The organism is Hyphomicrobium methylovorum, from assembly GCF_013626205.1.
Taxonomy (GTDB): Bacteria; Pseudomonadota; Alphaproteobacteria; order Rhizobiales; family Hyphomicrobiaceae; genus Hyphomicrobium_B; species Hyphomicrobium_B methylovorum.
This window is the reverse complement of the sequence record NZ_QHJE01000001.1, coordinates 137863-158900: the sequence shown is the minus strand read 5'-3', so window position 1 is coordinate 158900 and position 21038 is coordinate 137863. Positions and strand designations below refer to the sequence as shown.

The 21038-nt window shown below is 59.9% G+C and carries 17 protein-coding genes and 2 tRNA genes; 13 read left to right on the top strand and 6 right to left on the bottom strand.

Translation table 11 applies throughout. The features are described 5' to 3' along the window. Positions 1–6: 6 nt before the first annotated feature. Positions 7–1404 carry a type III glutamate--ammonia ligase gene (gene glnT / locus DLM45_RS00760; RefSeq protein ID WP_181335097.1) on the bottom strand — a complete coding sequence of 466 codons (1398 nt, stop codon included), beginning with the start codon at positions 1402–1404 and terminating at the stop codon, positions 7–9. A 164-nt stretch (positions 1405–1568) separates the two neighbouring features. On the opposite strand from glnT, the gene DLM45_RS00755 reads away from it, so the two are divergent. Together DLM45_RS00755 and DLM45_RS00750 are read left to right on the top strand one after the other, a co-directional pair. Further along, positions 1569–2918, top strand: a complete 1350-nt coding sequence (locus DLM45_RS00755) for an NAD(P)/FAD-dependent oxidoreductase (RefSeq protein WP_181335096.1) — start codon at positions 1569–1571, stop codon at positions 2916–2918. Between the two features lie 20 nt (positions 2919–2938). Further along, positions 2939–3334, top strand: a complete 396-nt coding sequence (locus DLM45_RS00750; protein WP_181335095.1) for a RidA family protein — start codon at positions 2939–2941, stop codon at positions 3332–3334. 218 nt (positions 3335–3552) lie between these two features. Here the strand turns inward: DLM45_RS00750 and DLM45_RS00745 are convergent. Then, positions 3553–3642 (bottom strand) — tRNA-Ser (locus tag DLM45_RS00745). Between the two features lie 402 nt (positions 3643–4044). Here DLM45_RS00745 and DLM45_RS00740 point away from each other — a divergent pair. The 7 genes from DLM45_RS00740 (at position 4045) to DLM45_RS00710 (ending at position 12235) form a co-directional block, all read left to right on the top strand. Then, positions 4045–5172 carry a septal ring lytic transglycosylase RlpA family protein gene (locus DLM45_RS00740; protein WP_181338138.1) on the top strand — a complete coding sequence of 376 codons (1128 nt, stop codon included), beginning with the start codon at positions 4045–4047 and terminating at the stop codon, positions 5170–5172. A 132-nt stretch (positions 5173–5304) separates the two neighbouring features. Continuing rightward, positions 5305–5985 carry an HAD-IA family hydrolase gene (locus DLM45_RS00735; RefSeq protein WP_181335094.1) on the top strand — a complete coding sequence of 227 codons (681 nt, stop codon included), beginning with the start codon at positions 5305–5307 and terminating at the stop codon, positions 5983–5985. Then, the gene (locus DLM45_RS00730) at positions 5982–6785 is read left to right on the top strand and encodes an ATP12 family chaperone protein (protein ID WP_181335093.1); all 804 of its coding nucleotides are present in this window, start codon (positions 5982–5984) and stop codon (positions 6783–6785) included. The genes DLM45_RS00735 and DLM45_RS00730 overlap by 4 nt, the downstream gene beginning before the upstream one ends. An 80-nt stretch (positions 6786–6865) precedes the next feature. Next, complete coding sequence (locus tag DLM45_RS00725; protein WP_181335092.1) at positions 6866–8839, top strand: acyltransferase family protein; 1974 nt, start codon at positions 6866–6868, stop codon at positions 8837–8839. A gap of 96 nt (positions 8840–8935) precedes the next feature. Then, positions 8936–9625 carry a DUF2750 domain-containing protein gene (locus DLM45_RS00720; protein ID WP_246317103.1) on the top strand — a complete coding sequence of 230 codons (690 nt, stop codon included), beginning with the start codon at positions 8936–8938 and terminating at the stop codon, positions 9623–9625. A 126-nt stretch (positions 9626–9751) separates the two neighbouring features. Further along, positions 9752–11284, top strand: a complete 1533-nt coding sequence (locus DLM45_RS00715; protein WP_181335090.1) for an acyl-CoA carboxylase subunit beta — start codon at positions 9752–9754, stop codon at positions 11282–11284. 237 nt (positions 11285–11521) lie between these two features. Next, the gene (locus DLM45_RS00710) at positions 11522–12235 is read left to right on the top strand and encodes an MgtC/SapB family protein (protein ID WP_181335089.1); all 714 of its coding nucleotides are present in this window, start codon (positions 11522–11524) and stop codon (positions 12233–12235) included. Positions 12236–12265: 30 nt separating this feature from the next. Here the strand turns inward: DLM45_RS00710 and DLM45_RS00705 are convergent, their stop codons facing one another. Beyond that, positions 12266–14659: a heavy metal translocating P-type ATPase gene (locus DLM45_RS00705; RefSeq protein ID WP_181335088.1), complete on the bottom strand. Its 2394-nt coding sequence runs from the start codon at positions 14657–14659 to the stop codon at positions 12266–12268. A 78-nt stretch (positions 14660–14737) separates the two neighbouring features. Between DLM45_RS00705 and DLM45_RS00700 the strand changes: the two genes are divergently transcribed. Next, positions 14738–15013 carry a metal-sensitive transcriptional regulator gene (locus DLM45_RS00700; RefSeq protein WP_181335087.1) on the top strand — a complete coding sequence of 92 codons (276 nt, stop codon included), beginning with the start codon at positions 14738–14740 and terminating at the stop codon, positions 15011–15013. 37 nt (positions 15014–15050) lie between these two features. On the opposite strand, the gene DLM45_RS00695 is transcribed toward DLM45_RS00700, so the two are convergent. Further along, the gene (locus tag DLM45_RS00695; protein WP_181335086.1) at positions 15051–16301 is read right to left on the bottom strand and encodes a TIGR03862 family flavoprotein; all 1251 of its coding nucleotides are present in this window, start codon (positions 16299–16301) and stop codon (positions 15051–15053) included. A gap of 524 nt (positions 16302–16825) precedes the next feature. On the opposite strand from DLM45_RS00695, the gene DLM45_RS00690 reads away from it, so the two are divergent. Next, positions 16826–17422 carry a cold-shock protein gene (locus tag DLM45_RS00690; RefSeq protein WP_181335085.1) on the top strand — a complete coding sequence of 199 codons (597 nt, stop codon included), beginning with the start codon at positions 16826–16828 and terminating at the stop codon, positions 17420–17422. Between the two features lie 56 nt (positions 17423–17478). After that, positions 17479–17967, top strand: coding sequence for a DUF192 domain-containing protein (locus DLM45_RS00685; RefSeq protein WP_343062220.1), 489 nt, complete (start codon positions 17479–17481; stop codon positions 17965–17967). 74 nt (positions 17968–18041) lie between these two features. Here DLM45_RS00685 and DLM45_RS00680 read toward each other — a convergent pair whose 3' ends face one another. Continuing rightward, positions 18042–18938: a hypothetical protein gene (locus tag DLM45_RS00680; RefSeq protein ID WP_181335084.1), complete on the bottom strand. Its 897-nt coding sequence runs from the start codon at positions 18936–18938 to the stop codon at positions 18042–18044. A gap of 262 nt (positions 18939–19200) precedes the next feature. On the opposite strand from DLM45_RS00680, the gene DLM45_RS00675 reads away from it, so the two are divergent. Next, positions 19201–19277 (top strand) — tRNA-Pro (locus tag DLM45_RS00675). A 79-nt stretch (positions 19278–19356) separates the two neighbouring features. Here DLM45_RS00675 and DLM45_RS00670 read toward each other — a convergent pair. Then, the gene (locus tag DLM45_RS00670) at positions 19357–20973 is read right to left on the bottom strand and encodes a sensor histidine kinase (RefSeq protein WP_181335083.1); all 1617 of its coding nucleotides are present in this window, start codon (positions 20971–20973) and stop codon (positions 19357–19359) included. Positions 20974–21038 lie beyond the last annotated feature (65 nt).

Here is a 21038-nt window from a genome sequence, read left to right as displayed (position 1 = left end):
GTGTTCTTAGAAGAAGGTGAGATATCGTCGAGTTTCCCAATCGGAGACGTGCCGATGGTAATCCAACCATTCCTCGCGCTTCAGCGAGATGAACTCGTCGATGAAGTCGGCGCCTAGTCTCGCTTTAAAAAGAGGACTCCGCTCAAGCGCATCGAGCGCCTCCGAGAGGCTTTGCGGTAAGATATCGATATTGCTTGCTGCGATGGCGGCAGGTGTCAGCGCGTAGAAATTGATATTCTGAGGTGGGCCGGGATCGAGATTGCGCTCTACGCCGTCGAGCCCGGCAGCAATGAGTGCGGCCTGCGCCAGATAGGGATTCATGCCGGAATCGCCGACCCTTAATTCAATACGTCCATAGGGAATGCGCACCATGGCAGTGCGATTATTATCCCCGTAAGTGACGAAGACCGGCGCCCATGTCGTTCCGGATGCGGTGCGTCCGTTGACGAGACGTTTGTAGGAATTGACCGACGGCGCGAGCAGCGCGGTGAGCGCTTTGGCGTGCTCGAGAATTCCAGCAGTGAAGGAGTATGCGAGCTTTGACAGGCCCATTCCGCTCGAGTCAGACGCGTCGTGAAATAGATTTTTTCCGGCCTCATCAACGATCGAGCAATGAATATGCATACCATTGCCGGTCATCGAACTCTTCGGCTTCGGCATGAACGAGCAGATAGCGCCAAGCTCATGTGCGATCTCGGCGGCAGCCATCTTGAAGAGCGTAACGTGATCGGCGGAGGTCAGCGCATCGGCGTATTTAAAATTGATCTCGTACTGACCATTCGCGTCTTCATGGTCGATCTGATAGACGTCGATATCAAGCGCCTGAAGACTTTCGGTCACCCGCTCCAGAAATGTTCTGGCACGTGATAGTCCGCGATAATCGTATGCTGGCTTTTGCAGGGTGTCGGTATCGTCGAGCGGACGCACCTCGCCATCCGATCGCCGCTCGAGCAAACTGAATTCCGGTTCGATTCCGGTATTTAGTGTCCAGCCGCGCTGGCCTAAGCGATCGATTTGCGCCTTCAGGATATTGCGCGTGTCCATCATATGCGGCTTGCCGCCGACAGTGCCGGTACCCATCACACGAGCGTAGCCGGGCGCCCACGGCAAAAGCTTGAGAGTAGAAAGATCGCCAACCAGCATGTACTCGGCTTCATGCGGAGCAAGCCGCATGCCGAACACGCCCCCTCCGGCAAAGCCGACACCGTCGCTCAGAATGTCTTCAAAATGGCTCACAGGAACGGCCTTGCTTTTCGCGACGCCGTAGATGTCGACAAACTGAGCCAGGACGTACCTGATATTGTTTTGCGCTAAGAACTGCTGAGCGGAGGCGATGGTCAGATTTTCCGGAGTAGCCTGTTGTCCCGGCGACACCCGCCAATTCCAGTGATCGAGTGAATTCATATGATCCTCGGGCGTTTTTTTATGCTGTTTAGACAGCGTTGGCGCATTTCTTCCCGGGCATGGCGAATACAATAAAATTGCATTGTGTGCAATATATTTGTATGTGTATAAACACGCAGCGAAGCGATTTTGACTGTTTGCCGGAGTCGATTGGGATGGGCCGCATGAATGTGCGATGCGATGAGTTGCGCGCTACGGACTTGGCGCGTGGCCACTCGTTGCCAAGCGAAGCAATGACGTTGCAGCCGTATTGGTGGATGGCCGCGCCGCGTGACACAGAGATATCTGATGCCTTACCGGCCCAGACGGATGTGGCGATTGTCGGTTCCGGTTTTACCGGTCTTTCCGCAGCTCTCACGTTGCTAAAACGTGGCCGGTCCGTTGTCGTGCTTGAACGCGATGTTCCGGGATTTGGAGCCAGCACGCGCAACGGTGGTCAGATTGGCAGCGGCAATCAAAAATTTCGAGTGAAGAAGCTGATAGAATTGCGCGGGCGCAGAAAGGCGGAAGAGCTTCTGCGTGAAGGCACGCGCATGCTCGACTACATCGAGCATCTCATATCGAGCGAAAACATCGAATGTTATTTCCAGCGTTGTGGCCGCTTTCGGGGCGCGATGCACCCGTCTCACTTCGAGGCCATGGCGCGCGATATGGAGGATTTAAAAAGCGTCGCGGGCGTCGAAAGTTTTATGGTTCCGAAATCCGAACAGCATAGCGAAATTGGATCGGACGCATTTTTTGGGGGTTCGGTTCTGCCCAACGATGCTTCACTTCATCCAGGCCTTTATCATCAGGGTCTTATTGATAAAGTAAGATCGGCCGGTGGAGTTATTGTCGGACACGCGGAGGTCTTCTCGATTGACGAAACTCCCGAGGGGTTCACCGTCAAGACGGCCAAAGGCGACCTCCGGTGTCGCGAAACAATTATCGCGACGAACGGCTATACGGGCGGCGTCGTCCCCGAATTGCAGCGCCGCATCGTGCCGATAGGGTCAGCCCTTATCGCGACCGACGAAATTCCCGAAACGCTGTTGGCGAAATTATTGCCCAAAAATCGGGTCTACGGAAATACAAACCGCGTCTTCTACTATTACCGTCGCGCGCCATCCGAGCGGCGCATTATCTGGGGCGGTCGCGTAGGTCGCTTGGTCGACAGAGCATCCCCGTCGGCATTCCGACATCTCGCGCGCGATATGCTTCATGTCTTTCCGGAGCTTTCGGATGTGAAGGTCACCCACGGGTGGGACGGCCTTATCGGATACACGTTCGATGAGGTTCCCCATCTTGGACGTACGCGACAGGGTATCCACTATGCGCTCGGCTATTGCGGTACCGGCGTTTCGCGAGCGACGTACTTTGGAAACAAAATCGCGCTGCGGCTTCTCGGCGATCCCGATGGCCGCACGGCGTTTGACGATCTGACGTTTCCGAGTTTTCCCCTCCACCCCATCGCCAAACACGCGGTCCCGGTCGTCGAGACTTGGTATCGCGTGCGCGACGCGATGCAAAAGTAAAGGCAATACGAGGACCGATTATGAGCAAACAAAAATTGTCTGACAAACGCACCAACATTTCGTCGGGTGGTGCGTATGAGTCTGTGTTTGGATATTCACGAGCCGTCCGCGTCGGAAACGACGTCCATGTCTCGGGAACATGTGCGCCTGCCGGTTATGAAAAAAGTGATGCCTATACGCAGGCCCGTGCCGCACTCGACATTATAGAGAAAGCTCTCGCGGATGCAGGTGCGTCGACTTCGAATGTCGTTCGCACCGTTGTCTATTTGCGCGATGTCAATGATGCCGACGACGTGGCGCGCGCGCATCTCGAAACATTCGATGCGATCCGCCCGGCGAGCACGCTCGTTCAGGTCACGTCCATGATCAGGCAGTGGCAGAAAGTCGAGATCGAGGCATACGCAATCATCCAGTGATGAACCGCGCCGGCGCAATCTGGTCGACAACTGAGAGTGGTCGGCCTTTTTGCGCTGTGCATAGCGGACACCACCAACACAATGGCGAACGATTTGAAGGTCGACTACGTATTGACGTTGCCGCCGTATCGCACGCGTGCTGACAACAGCGCGGCTACGCGGGCGTGAATGTCGGGCTCAACCCGAACGCTCAGATGTACGATACCGAGATTATAAAATGGCGGAGGGGGTGGGATTCGAACCCACGGTGGACTTGCGCCCACGCCGGTTTTCAAGACCGGAGCCTTAAACCACTCGACCACCCCTCCAGGTAATCCATCCCGACTATCGGCCTTGAAGCAAAGCGTTGCACGATCTTGGTAGCGCATCGCACAGGCGGAAGTCTTGCCGGAATACCTGCCTCTTACTGGGTCGAAGTCCGCGCGACAAGGCCGTCTCTGACGCTGGCGGCCATCCGTCCATGGCCGAAACCGCCGCAGGCAGGTTTTCGCAATAGCTCTACAACCAATGTCTCTCTGCGACGCCGCCCATTGGATATGCCCGTCCGCAAGCGCGCCGGTCGGCAATCCAGGCAAAACTCCAGCGTGTTTAACCCGATCCTAAGCGCTCTTTGCCATCATTGAAGCAAGCTTCGGCCAACCTCGTGTGCTTTCGTGCGCGTTGAGGGTGCGCTGGGCGGGCGTAAGCGTATTGAGTTGAGTTCGCGTATGATGAGCAGAGGCCCTCTAGGCCGCCTGACGACGAACGTTGGGCTGGCGATGACCGCGTCGGCGTTATTGACCGCCTGCTCGAGCAATCCGCCCGCTCGTACGATCGGCGGCGTCTCACGCCCAGTCTTTACCGAAAGCGAATACGGCGTTTCGACCAGCCCGAGAGTTGCTCCGCACGCCTTCCGCAAAGGTGGCGGACATTACAAGCTTGGTTCGCCCTACAAGGTAGCCGGACGCTGGTACGTGCCGCACGAAGATCCGAATTACCAGGCCAGTGGCGTCGCGTCCTGGTACGGCGACGATTTCCATGGCCGCCGGACAGCAAACGGCGAAGTCTTTGACGCCCGCGCCTTGACGGCTGCTCATCCCACCATGCCGCTGCCGAGCTACGCCGTCGTCACCAATCTCGACAACGGCAAAAGCGTTCTCGTTCGCGTCAACGATCGCGGTCCCTACGTCAACGATCGCATCATTGACATGTCGCACGCCGCTGCAAGCCAGTTGGGCTACGTAAACAAGGGCCGCGCTCGTGTGCGCGTTCAGTACGCCGGGCGCGCGCCGCTGAATGGCGACGATCGGCGCGAGCGCGAATACCTGTTCGCCCAACAGCGGCAGCAACCACAGCAGTGGCAGCGCCCCAATCGTGCGCCGTTGCCTCCGATGGCCGTTGCGTCCGCGCGCGAAGCCCCGCCGCAGCGCTATGATACGAATGCACGTCAAAACGCTCAGCAAGGCGGATGGTCGGCACTCGGTTATCGCGCGGGTCTCGCCGGAAAGCCCCCGCCGCAGCGGAGTGCCGCCGCCCCGATGCCGCGTCCTGCCGAAACAGCGAGCCTTGGAAATTTTGACGATCGCCGGATGCCCTACGCCCCGCGCGAGACGGCAGCCCCCTTTGGCTCAGGACGAAGCTATGTGCAGGTCGGCATCTTCCGCGAGCGATCGAACGCTGAACGGATGCGCCGTGAACTCGGAGCACTCGGTCCGGTCGAAGTCGCACCGATCTCCAGCCGGGACGGCGGGCAAGCCTACCGGGTTCGGATCGGGCCGTTTTCGCCCGACGCGGCAGGTCGAACCCAGAACCAGATCGCCGATCTCGGCGTTTCCAACACGGCGATTGTTGCTGAATAATTCAGGCGGCAGAGCCTGATCGGCTCTTTGCGAGCGCCATTCAGGTAAACGCCCATGGCGTAGCGTCGCGCCCGGCTCTTGCGGGCAGGGGTCGAATTGCGCCACCTGCGCTCCATTGCTAAAATCCGGCCCATGAAACTAGTCGTTTTCGATTGCGACGGAACGATCGTCGATAGTCAGGTCGGCATCGTCAGGGCCATGGAGCACGCTTTCACGAGCCAGCGCATGGTCCCGCCGACGCGCGAGCGGATTCTGGCCGTCGTTGGATTGTCGCTCTTTGAAGCCTGCTCGGCCCTCGCGCCTGAAGCGGAATACGCAACGCGTGCGGAACTCGCCGAACGCTACAAGGTGGCGTTCCGAACGCTGCATCGCGACTTGGCCGATGCCGACGTTTTGTTCCCGAATGCAAAGGAAACGATCGACCGGTATGTAGCGAGCAATGAACACATGCTCGGCATCGCAACCGGCAAGGCTCGTCGGGGCATCGACAGGCTGCTCGAGAGGGAAGGTTGGCTGACGGCATTCGCCACCATTCAGACGGCCGACGACCATCCCTCGAAACCCGATCCCTCGATGCTGGTGCGGGCGATGGCCGAAACCGACACCAAACCCGAAGCCACTGTTATGGTCGGCGACACCAGCTACGACATCGCAATGGCGCGCGCAGTCGGGGTGTTCCCCATCGGCGTTTCCTGGGGCTATCACAGCGTCGACGAGTTGGTCGATGCCGGTGCAGGTGCCATTGTCCGGAGCTTCGCCGAATTGCCCGCTGCAATCGAATCCGCGTGGCGCACCAAGAGCCGCGCCGCATGAGCGAAAAAGAAGCGAACTTCGGCAACGATCATCGGCGCGACCTGGAGCAGGCGGCAAACGCCCCGCAAAAAAGCAAAATTAGCGACAGCCTGACGAAGCCACTTGCACGGCGCTTCTATACCGAAGTGACCGTCGCCGGAGAGCCGGGGGCCTGGGAAATTCTGCTCGACGGGCGCACGATCAAAACGCCGAAGAAACGGACGCTGCGCCTGCCGACGCGCGAACTGGCGGACGCTATTCGTGACGAATGGGACGCGCAGGAAAAAGAGATCAATCCATCCCGCATGCCGCTGACGCGTTTCGCGAACACGGCAATCGACGCGGTAAGCGAAGCAATGGACTCCGTCGCCGCCGATATCGTTTCCTATGCCGGAAGTGATTTCCTCTGCTACCGGGCGGAAAGTCCTGAGAAACTTCGAATTCTCCAGGCGGAATGCTGGAACCCGATCGTCGCGCGCGCCGAAGCGGAACTGGACGCCCAATTTCGGATCGTAAACGGCATTATGTTCGTGCCGCAGCCCCAGGAGACGCTGGACGCAGTGGCAAATTCGCTGCGTCCCCACAATGCCTATCGCCTGACCGGGTTGCACGTCTTGACGACACTTACGGGTTCGGCGCTCTTGGCGCTGGCGCTTGATCGCCAGGACATTTCTCCGGACGACGCATGGGCCGCCGCTCATGTGGATGAGGACTACCAGATTGCCCATTGGGGCGAAGACGCCGAAGGGGCGGCGCGCCGGCGCGGACGCGAAATCGAGTTCCGTGCCGCATGCCGATGGCTGGCGGCGCTGGCTGCCTGAAGACGGGATCATGAGGACGTGGGGGGCCGGAGCCGCGATTTCGTGGACGGCCGGAGAGTTGGGGACACGGGCGTTATCTGATGATCGGATACCGTGCTGATATCGACGGCCTCCGCGCGCTCGCTGTCGCGCTGGTCATTTTGTTTCACGCCAAGCTGGGCTTCTTTTCGGGCGGCTTCATCGGCGTCGACGTCTTCTTCGTAATCTCCGGCTATCTCATCGCGTCCATCATTTCCCGCGATGTCGCTGAAGGTCGCTTTTCGATCGCGCAGTTTTATGCGCGCCGCGCACGGCGAATATTGCCCGCGCTGTTCGTCGTCATCATCGCATCGGCGATTGCCGCGATGTTCATTCTGGTCATCCCGCAAGATCTGCTGACGTTCGCTTACTCGGTGCGCGCGACACTGCTCTTCTATTCGAATTTCTTTTTTAGCCGCGCTGGAGACTACTTCCAGCCGGCGCTCGAGACGCAGCCGATGCTGCACACGTGGTCGCTGGGCGTTGAAGAGCAGTTCTATCTCATTGCACCTTTGTTGTTGGCGCCGCTGCTTCGTTCGCGCAATGCGCGCGGCTGGCTCATCTTCGCTGCCATTTTCGCAATCTTCCTCTGGCTCTCTCAGCGCGGAGTTCTGCGCGGCGGCACGAAGGCATTCTACTGGCCCCACGCACGCGCGTTTGAATTGATGATTGGCGTTGCACTGGCGTCGCCCTTCATCCGGCCCCTGGCAACTATCCCACGCGCAATCGTGGGCATCGCGGGCGTGAGTATGATCCTCACCGCCGCAATCATGTTCACCGCAAAGACACCGTTCCCGGGACTGGCCGCATTACTGCCGACCGTTGGAACCGCGCTCGTCATTTGGTCCGGCCTCGGCGGCGGTTCGTTCGTCAGTCGCGGGCTCTCCGTGGCGCCGATGGTCTTCGTCGGAAAAATCTCTTATCCGCTTTACCTGTGGCACTGGCCCATCTTCGTCTTTGCGAGCCTGCTGCCGGAACCCTTCGACTCGCCCGCAGATCGCGTGGGTCTCATCGCGCTTGCCGTCGTCTGCGCCACGCTGACGTACTACTTCATTGAGAAGCCCATTCGGACCAATGTCTCGACGTCTCCGCGCGGCAGGCCATTCGTGCTGGGCACAGCTCTAGCTTCCACGGCGGTCGCGCTCATTCCCGTTCAAGCGCTGATCGCGAGCGGGGGCTGGAAAAACCGGTTCGGCCCGGAGGTCGCGGCGTTCACCAGCTCCAATCCGACGGAGCTTTTGACGCCCGGTCTATGCAGCGGCGATCCCCAATCGTGGGGGACACAATCGAATTGTTTGATCGGCGACACGGCCGCCCCAACTGCCACGTTCGTTCTGTGGGGGGATTCCCACGGCCGCGTGCTCGCGCCAGCCGTTTCCGCGGCAGCGAAGTCGAGGGGCCTGAAGGGCTACTTCATCTCGCGCGGCGGATGCGCTCCGCTGGTGATTGCGAATCTTGTCGACGCCTTCATCCCGCTGAAGTGCGTTGACGCCGCCGATCAGACATTCGCGCTTCTGAAAAGCGGAGCGATCACTCACGTTATCGTCGCTGCGCGCTGGGCGGGCTACATTCGCCCTCCCACCACCGCCAAAGACGAAGCTGATCTCCATCCTCTCGGCATGCCGCTCAGAACGGCGCTCGGTTACACACTCGAGCGGCTGCTTGCGTTCCAGCCGAAGATCACACTTGTCGGTCCAATTCCCGAACCGCTGTTCGACGTACCACGCGTCATGACGCGCGCAATGATCGACGGTAAGCCGCACGACGCGTCGCTTCCTCGCGCCGAATTCAACGCGCGCAACGGCGAGGTTTTGCAAATTCTCAAAGATGAGGAGAACCGGACAGGTGTCCGCGTTCTCTATCCGCACCAAGCCCTGTGCAACGAAATCGCTTGCGCGGCCTCCGGTGACGGATACGCCCTCTACGTCGACGACAATCACCTCAGCCCGCGCGGGGTGGCTCGCCTCGGAGGTCTGATCGAAAGAATTTTCGAGGAGCACTCTGCGGTCCTGGAACCCCAAGGTACCAAACGTTGAAGGGTGAGCTTTCGTGGCCCTTGTAGAACCACGGCGCTCCCGGCAATCATACTCAAGAGTGATTCGCAAGCCGATGGTCCAGCCCCGATGCTGCGCATGCCGCGCATTCCCGAACTTGCCCAACGCGACCGGTTCGTGCGCCGTGCCGTCAGCGAAGGCCGCGTACTGACACTGGCCGACGAAGAGAACGCGTCGGTTCCGTCGCAAAAGGTGTCCGGGCGCACGGTCCAGCTCTTTTGGTCAAGTCCGATCGAAGCGGGCCGCTGGGCGGAAGCTCTGGCAGGCAACAAAGACCTGCAGGACATTCCGCTGACGGCCTTCGCCGCCGACATCCTGCCAGGCATCGCAACCGCCAAGGGCTTCGCCGGTACCGATTGGGTGTCGGACCCGATCGAAGCTGAGGTCGATCCGATCGATCTTCAGATCCGCCTGAAGCTGGAGTCGCTTCCCGGATACGCCAAGGCAGCGCGCGGGCGGGGCGAAGTCTATTTGCTCGCCAATGACGAAGGCCCCCTGCTGACGCCCGCTAGCGCCAAGTCCGGGCCGACCGACTCTCTGCTTCACGTCTTCGCCAGCCGGTCTGAGGCAGACCGGCACATGAAGCGCCTTGGCGGCAACCGCGTCCTCGCCGAGCCCGTCGTCGATTTCGTCGGTACAACCTTGCCCTGGGCCACCACTCAAGCCCGTGCGGTGACGGTTGAACCCATCGCGGGGGCGGGCTTCATCGAGGTTAAAATCGCTGATTTCGGCCGCCAACTTGCCGCGGCCACGGCGCCCGCCGGTTAAAGCGCATCTCCGAGTGTCGAGCGATCGTATCCCTCGCGGGCGTCCGGTCGCAGACCCAAGCGTTTGCGCTCCGGTGCCGCCATGCTAGAGAGCCTTCAACATAACGATAAGCAGGGTGCCAGCTCCATGAAAGACATCATCGCCGAGCTCGAAAAGCGTCGTGACAATGCCCGTCTCGGCGGCGGCACAGCGCGCATATCGGCTCAGCACAAGAAGGGCAAACTCACCGCGCGCGAACGCATCGAATTGATGATGGACGAGGGCTCCTTCGAAGAATTCGATATGTTCGTCGAGCATCGCTGCACCGACTTCGGCATGGAGAAGACCAAAATTCCGGGAGACGGCGTCGTCACCGGCTGGGGCACGATCAACGGCCGCGTCGTATACGTCTTCGCCAAAGACTTCACCGTTATGGGCGGTTCTCTCTCCGAGACGCACGCCAAGAAGATCACCAAGATTCAAGACATGGCGCTGAAAAACCGCGCCCCGATCATCGGCCTCTTCGATGCTGGTGGCGCGCGTATTCAAGAAGGCGTCGATGCGCTCGGCGGCTACGGCGAAGTGTTTCAGCGCAACGTGCTGGCATCCGGCGTCATCCCGCAGATCTCCGTCATCATGGGACCGTGCGCCGGCGGCGACGTCTATTCGCCCGCGATGACGGACTTCATCTTCATGGTCAAGGACACGAGCTATATGTTCGTGACCGGCCCGGACGTGGTGAAGACCGTCACCAACGAAACGGTAACGGCGGAAGAACTCGGCGGCGCCAGAGTTCACACGACCAAGTCGTCCATCGCAGACCGCGCTTACGAGAATGACGTCGAAGCGCTGCTGCAGATGCGCCGCCTGATGGACTTCCTTCCGTCGAGCAACAAGACGGGCGTGCCCGAGCTCATCTCCAAGGACGACCCTGAGCGCATCGACCGTTCGCTTGATACGCTCATCCCGGAGAATCCGAACAAGCCGTACGACATCAAGGAACTGATCCTGAAGCTTGCCGACGAGGCTGACTTCTTCGAAATTCAGGAAGCCTTCGCGAAAAACATCGTCACCGGTTTCGCGCGCATGGAAGGGCGCAGCGTCGGCATCGTCGCGAACCAGCCGATGGTGCTCGCAGGCGTGCTCGATTCAGATGCCTCGCGCAAGGCCGCGCGCTTCGTCCGCTTCTGCGACTGCTTCGAGATTCCGATCGTGACCTTGGTTGACGTTCCAGGCTTCCTGCCGGGAACCGCACAGGAATACGGCGGCCTCATCAAGCACGGCGCCAAGTTGCTCTTCGCCTACGCGGAAGCGACCGTTCCGAAGATCACCGTTATCACGCGCAAGGCATACGGCGGCGCCTACGACGTCATGAGCTCGAAGCACATCCGCGGTGACGTGAACTACGCATGGCCGACGGCAGAAATCGCGGTGATGGGCGCCAAGGGCGCCGCCGAAATTCTCTACCGTTCCGAGCTTGGCGATCCGGAGAAGATCCAGGCACGCATCGACGAATACAAGGAACGCTTCGCCAATCCGTTCGTGGCAGCGGAACGCGGCTACATCGACGAGGTCATCAAGCCTTCGACGACGAGAAAGCGGATCTGCCGCGCGCTCAACATGTTGCGCAACAAGACCCTCGAAAATCCCTGGAAGAAGCACGACAACATTCCGTTGTGATCCTGGCGGGCGGCTGGCCGTCGCAGGCCTCACGCCCGTACTGACTTCCTTCCAACTCGCAAAGCCCGAGCGCAGTACGCGCAAGAGCCTTGCCCTGACGCGTCCGACCCCGGCTCGGTTACGCGTAACGACGGCGTTTGCTCACCGAACGCCGTCGCGCTTTCGTTCCGATTTCATTTCGGAACGAAAAGCGCAATCATGGCGCCTTATCCAATAGGCATCCAATAGGAACGCGCCATGGACATGCCCCTGCACCCCACAACACTGGATATCGCTCTTCGCCTGATGCTGACGATTGCCGCCGCCGCGATCATCGGCTTGGATCGCGAAACGGGCAGCCACAGCGCCGGTCTCCGCACGACAATCCTGGTGGCGCTGGCAGCGTCCCTAGCGATGATCCAGGTCAATCTTCTGCTGAGCCTGAGCGGCAAGACTCCAGGATCGTTCGTCTCGCTGGATATGATGCGCTTGCCGCTCGGCGTCTTGACCGGCGTTGGCTTCATCGGCGGCGGAGCAATCCTCAAGCGCGGCGCAATGGTTTCCGGGCTGACGACAGCCGCCACGCTCTGGAGTGTAACGATCATTGGTCTGTGCTTCGGCGGCGGGCAAATTCTGCTCGGCATCGCCGCGACGGCGTTGATCTACCTGACGTTGGTCACGCTTCGTCACCTCGATCTGAACATCTCCCGGCAGAAACGCGCGCGTGTCGTGATTGTGTCTGAAACTTCGGATGCGGCCGTCGAAAACATCGCCAGAGTCTTCCAGCAGGCAGGGTGGAGTGCGCGCTTCTTGCGGCAAACCAGGAATGCCGTTGCCGATCACCGCGTCACGACATTCGAGGTGCGCTGGAGTCAAAAGGCAACGGCTGGCCCGCCGCTCGCGCTGCTGCAACTGGTCGAAAAGAATTTCAACTGTCGCTCGTTTGAAATCATCGACGAGGGCACGCACTAGGCGCTGGGGCGATCCGCCCCAAGCGCGTGCTCAATCGATATCCACGTTCCTGAGCCGCAATGCATTGCCGATGACGCTGACCGATGAGAGCGCCATCGCCGCCGCCGCGATCATGGGCGAAAGCAGCAGTCCGAACATCGGATAAAGCACTCCGGCAGCAATCGGAACGCCAGCGCCGTTATAGATGAAGGCGAAGAACAGGTTCTGGCGGATGTTGGCCATCGTCGCTTCCGAAAGCCGGCGTGCCTGTACGATACCTTCGAGATCGCCTTTCAGCAGCGTCACGCCCGCGCTTTCTATCGCGACGTCCGTTCCCGTTCCCATCGCAATGCCGACATCGGCGGCAGCAAGCGCAGGAGCGTCGTTCGTCCCGTCGCCTGCCATCGCAACGATACGGCCCTTGTTGCGAAGGTCGGCGACCAGCTTCGCTTTATCTTCCGGCAGCACGTCCGCGTGCACATCAGTAATGCCAAGTGTGCGCGCGACGGCTTTCGCGGTCGCCTCGTTATCGCCCGTCACCATGACGACATGGATGCCGCGCTCGACGAGCTTGCGAAGCGCCGACGGCGTCGTGCTCTTGATCGGATCGGCGACGGCAACGATACCCGCAGCCGAGCCGTCGACAGCGACGTAAACCACCGTCGCGCCAGTATCGCGCAACCGCTTCGCTTCATCGTCGAACTGGGACGCGTCAACGCCCGCTTCCATCATGATACGGCGATTGCCGATAACGACCCGCTTCCCATCGACGGTTCCGGAGACGCCTTTGCCAGACGGAGCGGAGAAATCATCAAACCGCGCTAGCCCAACGCCGCGTTCTTTGGCAGCCGTAACGATTGCTCCGCCAAGAGGATGCTCGCTCGCCTGCTCGATACTGGCGGCGAGCTTCAGCAGATCTTGCTCGCTCAATCCGGATGCAGACCGTATCTGCGTGACGGCGGGCTTCCCTTCCGTCAGCGTACCGGTCTTGTCGACAATGAGCGTATCGACCTTCTCCATGCGTTCGAGCGCTTCGGCACCCTTGATCAAAACGCCAGACCGCGCGCCGCGGCCAATGCCGACCATGATCGACATCGGCGTTGCGAGGCCGAGCGCACACGGGCACGCGATGATCAAAACCGAAACCGCAGCGACGAGCGCATAAGCAAAGCGAGGCTCCGGTCCGAACGCAGACCACGCGCCGAAGGCGAGCGCTGCAACCGCCATGACGAGCGGCACAAACCACCCAGCGACGCGATCGGCGAAACGCTGAATCGGCGCGCGGCTGCGTTGTGCATCGGCGACCATTTGCACGATGCGTGCAAGCATCGTCTCACGGCCGACCTTATCTGCCCGCATGACGAGCGTGCCGGTGCCGTTGATCGTTCCGCCGATAACGGTATCGCCTGACGCCTTTCGAACCGGAAGCGATTCACCCGTCACCATCGACTGATCGACGGAACTGCTTCCCTCTGTAACTCGACCATCAACGGGGACGCGCTCGCCAGGGCGCACGCGCAGCAAATCACCGGCGACGACGTGATCGATTTCGACGTCTTCTTCGCGCCCGTCGGCAGAGACGCGCCGCGCCGTCTTCGGTGCCAGGTTGAGCAGAGCGCGGATCGCGCCGCCGGTCGCTTCGCGCGCCCGGAGTTCAAGAACCTGCCCGACGAGAACGAGCACTGTAATCACTGCCGCCGCTTCGAAATAGACGGCGACCTGGCCGCCATGTCCTCGAAATGCGGGAGGAAAGACGCCGGGAAACAGCGTTGCGATCACACTGTAAACCCACGCCACGCCTGTTCCGAGCGCGATCAGCGTGAACATGTTGAGGTGACGCGTCTTCAGCGACTGCCATCCGCGTTCAAAGAATGGCCAACCGGCCCACAGCACCACCGGCGTCGCCAGCGCGAACTGAACCCACGCCGATGTTCGCGCCTCCAAAAGGTGCCAGCCGAAAACATGAGAGCCCATTTCGAGCACGAAGACGGGGAGCGTGAGAGCGAGCGCAAACCAAAGCCGCCGCGTCATGTCCGCGAGCTCCGGATTGGGCGCGGCGTCAAGCGTCACAACATCGGGTTCGAGCGCCATTCCGCAAATCGGGCACGCGCCGGGGCCTTCCTGGCGAATTTCAGGATGCATCGGGCACGTGTAGATCGTGCCGGGAGGTGGGGGAGGGGTATCGTCCGCAGCGGGCTCGAGATACTTGCGCGGATCGGCGGTGAACTTCGTCACGCAACCGGCAGAGCAGAAATAGTATGCCTGCCCGTCATGTTCGGTGTGATGCTTGGTCGTGTGCGGGTTGACCTTCATCCCGCATACGGGATCGATTTCGGTTTTGCCATCTGCAGGCGTCGGCGCCGAATGCCCCTTGTGCCCGCAGCAGCAAGCTGCAGGTTCCGCGTTATGTCCTTCAGACCTCGGTGAGCCGTTGACGTCCGCCATGTTGCCTCGCTCGAATACCCGGAGGGGGTATCATTCCTGCTATTGACGAAGTATACCCTATGGGGGTATATGTCAAGAATGCAAAAGCCCATGAAAGCTGCATGCCTGAAGCGCCTGAACCGGATAGAGGGACAGGTGCGCGGCCTTGCAAAGATGGTCGAAGAGGACCGCTACTGCATCGATGTGGTGACGCAGATCTCCGCAGTCCGCGCTGCGCTTCGCCGCGTGGAGGAAGAGGTGCTGCGCGACCATGTTGGCCATTGCGTTGAGCACGCGATTGCAAGCGGGAATGCCGCCGAGCAGCGCCGCAAGGTTGCTGAGTTGATGGACGTTCTTTCGCGCGCATCACGTTGACAATGCGCGGCGCCGTGCCCGGTTCCGCAAAGCAGCGCTAGTGCGTCGAAAGCCAATCGAGCAGTCCTCGAGCAGACTTCGCCGCCGTTGCAAACGTGCCTTGCAAAAGATAGCCGCCCGTCGGCGCTTCCCAGTCGAGCATCTCTCCGGCAACGAACACGCCGGGTCGTGATGTAAGCATCAGTCGGTCATCGACGCTTCGCCACGCGATGCCACCCGCTGTCGAGATGGCGCGGTCCATGCCTGCAAGACCGGTGACGCGCACCGTCGTTGCTTTGATATGATGTGCGAGAGCGTCGGGACCGAGCGGTAATCGACTTTCGCGCAGCAGCCCGATCGCAACCGGATCGAGCGCTACCGCTTTGCGCAGAAAATTCGTCATCGACGTCTTTCCGCGCGGCTTCGAGAGGCGGCTTTGGATTTCGGCCGCGGTCATATCCGGCTTCAGATCTATGGCGGCCTCTGCAAATCCATCGCGAGTGAGGCGTTCGCGGATGGCTGGTCCAAGCGCGTAAACGACGCCGCCCTCCAGTCCGCCGCGTGTCACGATCGCTTCACCGCGTGCGCGATCCTCTCCAACGGAAAGAGCAACGCGCTTCAGCGCAGAGCCCTCGAACCGGTCACGAAAGATCGCCGACCACGCGACGGTCACGCCGCAGTTCGCCGGAGAGAGCGGCGTCAACCCCACGCCCGCATTGTCGAGTATCTTCGTCCATTGCCCATTAGAGCCGAGCCGGGGCCAGCTCGCACCACCGAGCGCGAGGAGCGTTGCAGCCGGAGTTACGCGCAGCGCGGCATCGTCCGGCGTTTCGAATACAAGCGCGCCGTTCTCTCCGAAGCCGACCCACCGATGGCGCGTGCGGATCGTCACGCCGAGGCCGTCGAGCCGTCGCAGCCACGCACGCAGCAGCGGAGACGCTTTCATAGATTTTGGAAATATGCGTCCGCTCGAGCCCACAAAGGTCTCAGCTCCAAGGCCGTCCGCCCATTGGATGAGCTCCGCGGCAGGAAAGTCGGTAACGGCCGCACGGATCCTGTCTGCCTCCGTACCGTAGCGCGCCAGAAACGCGGACAGATCCTCGCTATGCGTGAGATTGAGCCCGCCGCGCCCCGCCAGCAGGAATTTTCGCGCCGGCGAAGGCATGCGTTCGTAGATCGTGACGCGATGTCCCTTCGCGGCGATTGTTTCGGCCGCGAATAACCCCGCAGGACCCGCGCCTATGATTGCGATTTCGCGTGCTGCAATGGTTGGCGCGCTCACGTTGTGCTCGCCATCATCGATCTGCATTTCGCCAGAGAGGCATCTCTGCCACACAGTGTTTCGATTGTGCGTAGCAACGGCGGCACCGGGCTGTGTACGGATTGCAGCTCATTGTGCATGACCATTGGATAACTCATGGCGAGCACGTTTCACTTATCTCTGAATCCATAGCGAATCAGTCCGAAATTTCGAATCACTAGGTGGAGTGATTCGCGCCACAAACTCGTCCTGGGGTGTGGACGAAATCCCGTTGCGAACAATCCACAAACGCGAACCTGGGGATGAATCGTAAACGTATTTTCTCGCTGTGCTATCATACATTTAAGCACCATTACACGATGTGGATTGATGCTGGTGGATGAAGCGTCAAGGGGGGCGTTCAAAAAAAGCCGCTAGCGGTAAGAAACGCCGATGCTATGGTTTGCGCAGCCTAGCAGTGTTGCCGCGATGCTTGGATCTGAAGAGGGCTCTTCCGGATCCATGCGGTCGGACTGGCAAGAACTGCGAAGCAAGTTTTATCGTTTGACGCACAGTATGCGGGGTAGCAAGTGATGGGGGATACAAAGCGTCCCGACCTTTCGGGTTTTGAGCCGGATTTAGCCGGCCCCGAGGTCTTGGATGACGCGGCGGTCGAGGTTTTCGAGATCGCCGGCATGATAAAGTGGTTTGACGCTTCCAAAGGCTACGGCTTCATTGTTCCGGACAATGGTCTTCCGGACATTCTTCTTCACGTAACTTGCCTCCGCGCAGGCGGCTTCCAAACCGCTTATGAAGGCGCGCGCGTGCATTGCGAAGTTCTCCGCAGGCCGAAGGGCATGCAGGCGTTCCGCATCCTCAGCATGGATGAAAGCACCGCGATTCACCCTTCGCAGCTTCCGCAGCGCACACACGTCATCGTGCAGCCGGAAAGCGAGTGGGAGAGGGCCTACGTCAAGTGGTTTAACCGCGTCCGCGGTTTCGGCTTCTTGACACGCGGCGAGGGAACGCCCGATATCTTCTGCCATATGGAAACGTTACGGCGCTTCGGCTTCACAGAGCTGCGTCCCGGTCAGATCGTACAGGTCCGCTGGGGTTACGGTTCGAAGGGCTGCATGGCTGCCGAACTACGGCCAGACGGCGTGCCAACGGGGCTGCCGTCGCGTAACTAAGCGCGAGGCACATGGCAAAGTCGTCATTGAGTTTTATAAAGAGGGTCACGAGATACGTGGCCCTCTTTGTTTTGGCTGTTATGGCTCAGTCGGCTCTTTCCGCGGTCAGTGTCGAGTTCGACGTCGTTCGCTTCGCGGCCGCGAAGATGCGTCAGGACAAGCTGACGATCGTACCCGCTGCGGGCGGACAAGGGCACAGCTTCACGATTGAGATCGCTTCGACCGAAGCGGAAAAATCTCTCGGCTTGATGTATCGCAGCTCGTTACCGGACACCGCGGGGATGCTCTTCCCCTACGGACCGGAGCGCATCATCACGATGTGGATGCGCAATACCTACATCCCGCTCGATATGATCTTCATTCGCGCCGACGGCACGATCGCACGCATCGAGGAACGCACGGAGCCGCTATCCGAGCGTGTGATTTCCTCAGGCTCGCGCGTTTCAGCGGTTCTGGAAATTGCGGGTGGAGCGGCAGAGCGCCTTGGCATCAAGCCAGGCGATAAAGTCCGCTACAAGCTATTCGAGAACGCTCCCGCGCGCTGAGAATGGAAACGGCACGCTTCTGAGTAAGCGAAAACAGCCTTTGCCCGCGCTTCGGCTTCTCGCAACAGCAAGACTTAATTGAAGAACGAAGAAATCTCGCGCTGGAGGGAATAGAAGCCCTCTTCAAGCGCAGATCCTTGAGGCTTCACGGCTTTTCGCTGTCCCGTCTTGGCGGCGCGAGCAGCCGGCTTCTTGGCGGGTGGAGGTGTCGGCGCAATGTCCGAATCTTCGCTGTCAGCCGCCATAGCGGGTTCGACGCGCGTTGAAGTTGGCGCCGGAATTGGCTCGGCGACGATGGGCGCAGCGGCACGCTCTGTCGCCTCATGCGTTTCTCCGAACGGCGCGAGAGCTACAGACGACCTCACGGCCGCTCGCAACGTATCATCATCCTTCGGATCGCCCGCACTTGCCGTCATCGTTCGTCCCGCGAAGGGAGAATGCAGTGAGGCATCTTTCACGCGCGCATCCTGCGCAGGAGCGGGCGCGGGACGATCGGCGACGACACTGGCCTTAGGATCACTCGGCGGTACCAGCATCGCAGCGGGCGCCCAGGCATGATCCAACATGGATTTCTCGGGCGCAGGTGGCGAAGCAGCCTCAACCCGAGCGATGGGGAATTCTGAGGCAGTTGCGGCCGCCGCTGGCGAGGTGAGAGAGCCAGTGTAGAGCAGCTCATTTTTTGGAGCAGTTACAACTGGTGGAGCCGCAGCGTGCGTGACCGGAGCTAGATCATCTGCGGTAGGTTCCGAATGCTCTAAACGGAAAGGTTGATGTTGGCTGCCGCGCAAATTATCGGGCGATGCGCGCACGATAGGCGGCATCGTTACGGCTTCGGCGCTTGTCGCCATAGCCACGTCGTCCCAATCGATCGCGGAGTAATATGCAGCCCCTGCGCCCACCGCGAGCGCGCAAGCAAGCACGCTTCTGAGCGATGTGGCGTGGAACGCCGAAATGGAACGCAGCAACGACATCACGAACTCACAAAACGCTACACGCAAACCGGGCCAATCGTGTCGGAGCCCGGCGCTGCCAAAGAGGTACTCCCTCGCCACCCCGCAGGCAAAGCGGGCAATTGCTCAGAGTGCCATTCCGCTGTGTAAAGTGGCCCATTATCGACACTTGCCCGGCCGCTCCCCCGCCAAACGGCCCAGGCCGCGGCCAAAGAGCCCTGTCAGGCGGCCAAATCCCATTTGTGCGGCGCGATGAACGTGCTAGAAGCTCCGGAAATTACGTCGGGGCGTAGCTCAGCCTGGTAGAGCATCTGCTTTGGGAGCAGAGGGTCGCGTGTTCGAATCATGTCGCCCCGACCAATACTTAAGCCTGAAAGCTAAGATTTCAGATTAAGCTGGACGCCGCTGCGTCCCTGGACGTTTAGCGGACCGGCGGCTTTTAGGCGCGCAGAACGATCTCCGGTTCGCGAGCGACAACCAACCACGCGAGCGGTCCGACGTGTTCGACGACGCCAGCACCCTGCAAAGGCGTCGGCAGCCAAACAGTGAAACACGACCCTTCACCCACCTTGCTGGTGACGTCGATTCTTGCCTCGTGCGAGTCGAGCACCATCTTTGCCAGGAACAGCCCGACGCCAGTGCCAACAATGCTCGCGACATTGCTTCCCCTGCGGAAGCGTTCGAACAAATGAGCGAGATCTTCGTCCGGTATGCCGATGCCGTGGTCCGTAATCGAAACTTTTATTCCGGACGGCACCGGCGCCGCGGTTACGCGAATGGCACCTCCATCCGGCGAGTACTTGATCGCATTCGCGAGGATGTTGCTGAACACATAAAAAAGCAGCGTCTGGTCGCCGTCGACTTTGAGATCGCCGCGATAATCTTCCCTGATGTCCGCCCGCGGATCGACGTCTCGGTGAAGCTGGCAGACTTCCACGAGAAGCTGACCAAGATCGATCTCCGAATTCGCGAACTCAGGAACGATGCCGTCCATCACGCGCGACGTGGTCAGAAGATTATTGATCGCGTGCGTCATGCGCGAAACCGCCGATCTGATTTTTGTGGCGCGATCAACGACGTCTGGAAGATTGCCCGACGTCTTCGCCAGCCTGCGCGCATGCGCGTCGATGATCGTCAAAGGCGTGCGAAATTCATGCGAGGCCATCGACACGAAATTCCGCTGGTTGGCAACGAGGGTCTGTTCTTGAACGAGCTGCTCTTCGAGCGCTGAAGCTTGATTGGCGAGAATGGCCCTGCTGCGCATCAAATCAATGGCGTTGCTGCGAAAGACCACCGCCGCTCGCGCCATCTCGCCGATTTCATTGCGCCATTGTGTGCCGAGAATCTCGACGCTCGTATCGTTGCGGGCCAGCCGGTGCATGCAGTCCGTGAGATGTCTGAGCGGCAGAGAAATGAGCCTGCGAATATAGAGCAGCGAAGCCGCAACGATCAGGCCGACAATAAGAATGGTAAGCCAGACAAGTGTCAGTGAGGAGCTGTAGCCTCCGCTTAACTGCTCCTTGGCTGTTTGAGCATTCTTGACGATCTGACTGGTCAGAACGTCGAGCATGTGGCTCTCCGCATCGTAAGCGGCGCCGGATAGATTCATGTAGGCGGCAATCGCCTGGTCGTTCTTGCCGCTATGAACAAGCGCGCGCTGCGTCGTGACCAACTCCTGATATTTTGCCCACTCAGCTTCCCATTGGCGGTAGAGCTTGAGGTCTGCCGGGTCGTGAGCGATGGCTTCAAAGCGAAGCTTGGCGTCGTTGATCTCAGCCGAAAGCCGTTTCATTTCCAGAAGCACAGAGGAGACCTGCTCTTCATTCGAGGCAAGAAGGTAGCTTCCTTCGACGGCACGGAAATCGGACGTGTAGTTATTGAGATCGCCGATCGCTCGCGTCGTAGGTAACCATTGTTCGGCAACGGCCTCGGAAAGATTATTGAGATTATGCAAGAGGGAAATGCTGAACAGGCCCAGGAGCATAACCAGCCCCAGAATGCACAGGAAGATCAACGCGAGTTGCGTGCGTATGAAATGAACGCTCGACTTTAGCATGGCGATTTCCTGCCGATCAGCGCAGGTCTATGACAACGCGCGTCGAAATTGAAAACATCGGCCGA

What these genes read in the sequence shown, in the direction of transcription:
- DLM45_RS00730 (WP_181335093.1), top strand. Translation starts at nt 5,982, where the DNA reads ATGAGCGAAAAAGAAGCGAACTTCGGCAACGATCATCGGCGCGACCTG.
- DLM45_RS00670 (WP_181335083.1), bottom strand. Translation starts at nt 20,973, where the DNA reads ATGCTAAAGTCGAGCGTTCATTTCATACGCACGCAACTCGCGTTGATC.
- DLM45_RS00710 (WP_181335089.1), top strand. Translation starts at nt 11,522, where the DNA reads ATGGACATGCCCCTGCACCCCACAACACTGGATATCGCTCTTCGCCTG.
- DLM45_RS00695 (WP_181335086.1), bottom strand. Translation starts at nt 16,301, where the DNA reads ATGCAGATCGATGATGGCGAGCACAACGTGAGCGCGCCAACCATTGCA.
- DLM45_RS00715 (WP_181335090.1), top strand. Translation starts at nt 9,752, where the DNA reads ATGAAAGACATCATCGCCGAGCTCGAAAAGCGTCGTGACAATGCCCGT.
- DLM45_RS00700 (WP_181335087.1), top strand. Translation starts at nt 14,738, where the DNA reads ATGCAAAAGCCCATGAAAGCTGCATGCCTGAAGCGCCTGAACCGGATA.
- glnT (WP_181335097.1), bottom strand. Translation starts at nt 1,404, where the DNA reads ATGAATTCACTCGATCACTGGAATTGGCGGGTGTCGCCGGGACAACAG.
- DLM45_RS00750 (WP_181335095.1), top strand. Translation starts at nt 2,939, where the DNA reads ATGAGCAAACAAAAATTGTCTGACAAACGCACCAACATTTCGTCGGGT.
- DLM45_RS00740 (WP_181338138.1), top strand. Translation starts at nt 4,045, where the DNA reads ATGAGCAGAGGCCCTCTAGGCCGCCTGACGACGAACGTTGGGCTGGCG.
- DLM45_RS00690 (WP_181335085.1), top strand. Translation starts at nt 16,826, where the DNA reads ATGGGGGATACAAAGCGTCCCGACCTTTCGGGTTTTGAGCCGGATTTA.
- DLM45_RS00755 (WP_181335096.1), top strand. Translation starts at nt 1,569, where the DNA reads ATGAATGTGCGATGCGATGAGTTGCGCGCTACGGACTTGGCGCGTGGC.
- DLM45_RS00705 (WP_181335088.1), bottom strand. Translation starts at nt 14,659, where the DNA reads ATGGCGGACGTCAACGGCTCACCGAGGTCTGAAGGACATAACGCGGAA.
- DLM45_RS00725 (WP_181335092.1), top strand. Translation starts at nt 6,866, where the DNA reads ATGATCGGATACCGTGCTGATATCGACGGCCTCCGCGCGCTCGCTGTC.
- DLM45_RS00680 (WP_181335084.1), bottom strand. Translation starts at nt 18,938, where the DNA reads ATGTCGTTGCTGCGTTCCATTTCGGCGTTCCACGCCACATCGCTCAGA.
- DLM45_RS00720 (WP_246317103.1), top strand. Translation starts at nt 8,936, where the DNA reads ATGCCGCGCATTCCCGAACTTGCCCAACGCGACCGGTTCGTGCGCCGT.
- DLM45_RS00735 (WP_181335094.1), top strand. Translation starts at nt 5,305, where the DNA reads ATGAAACTAGTCGTTTTCGATTGCGACGGAACGATCGTCGATAGTCAG.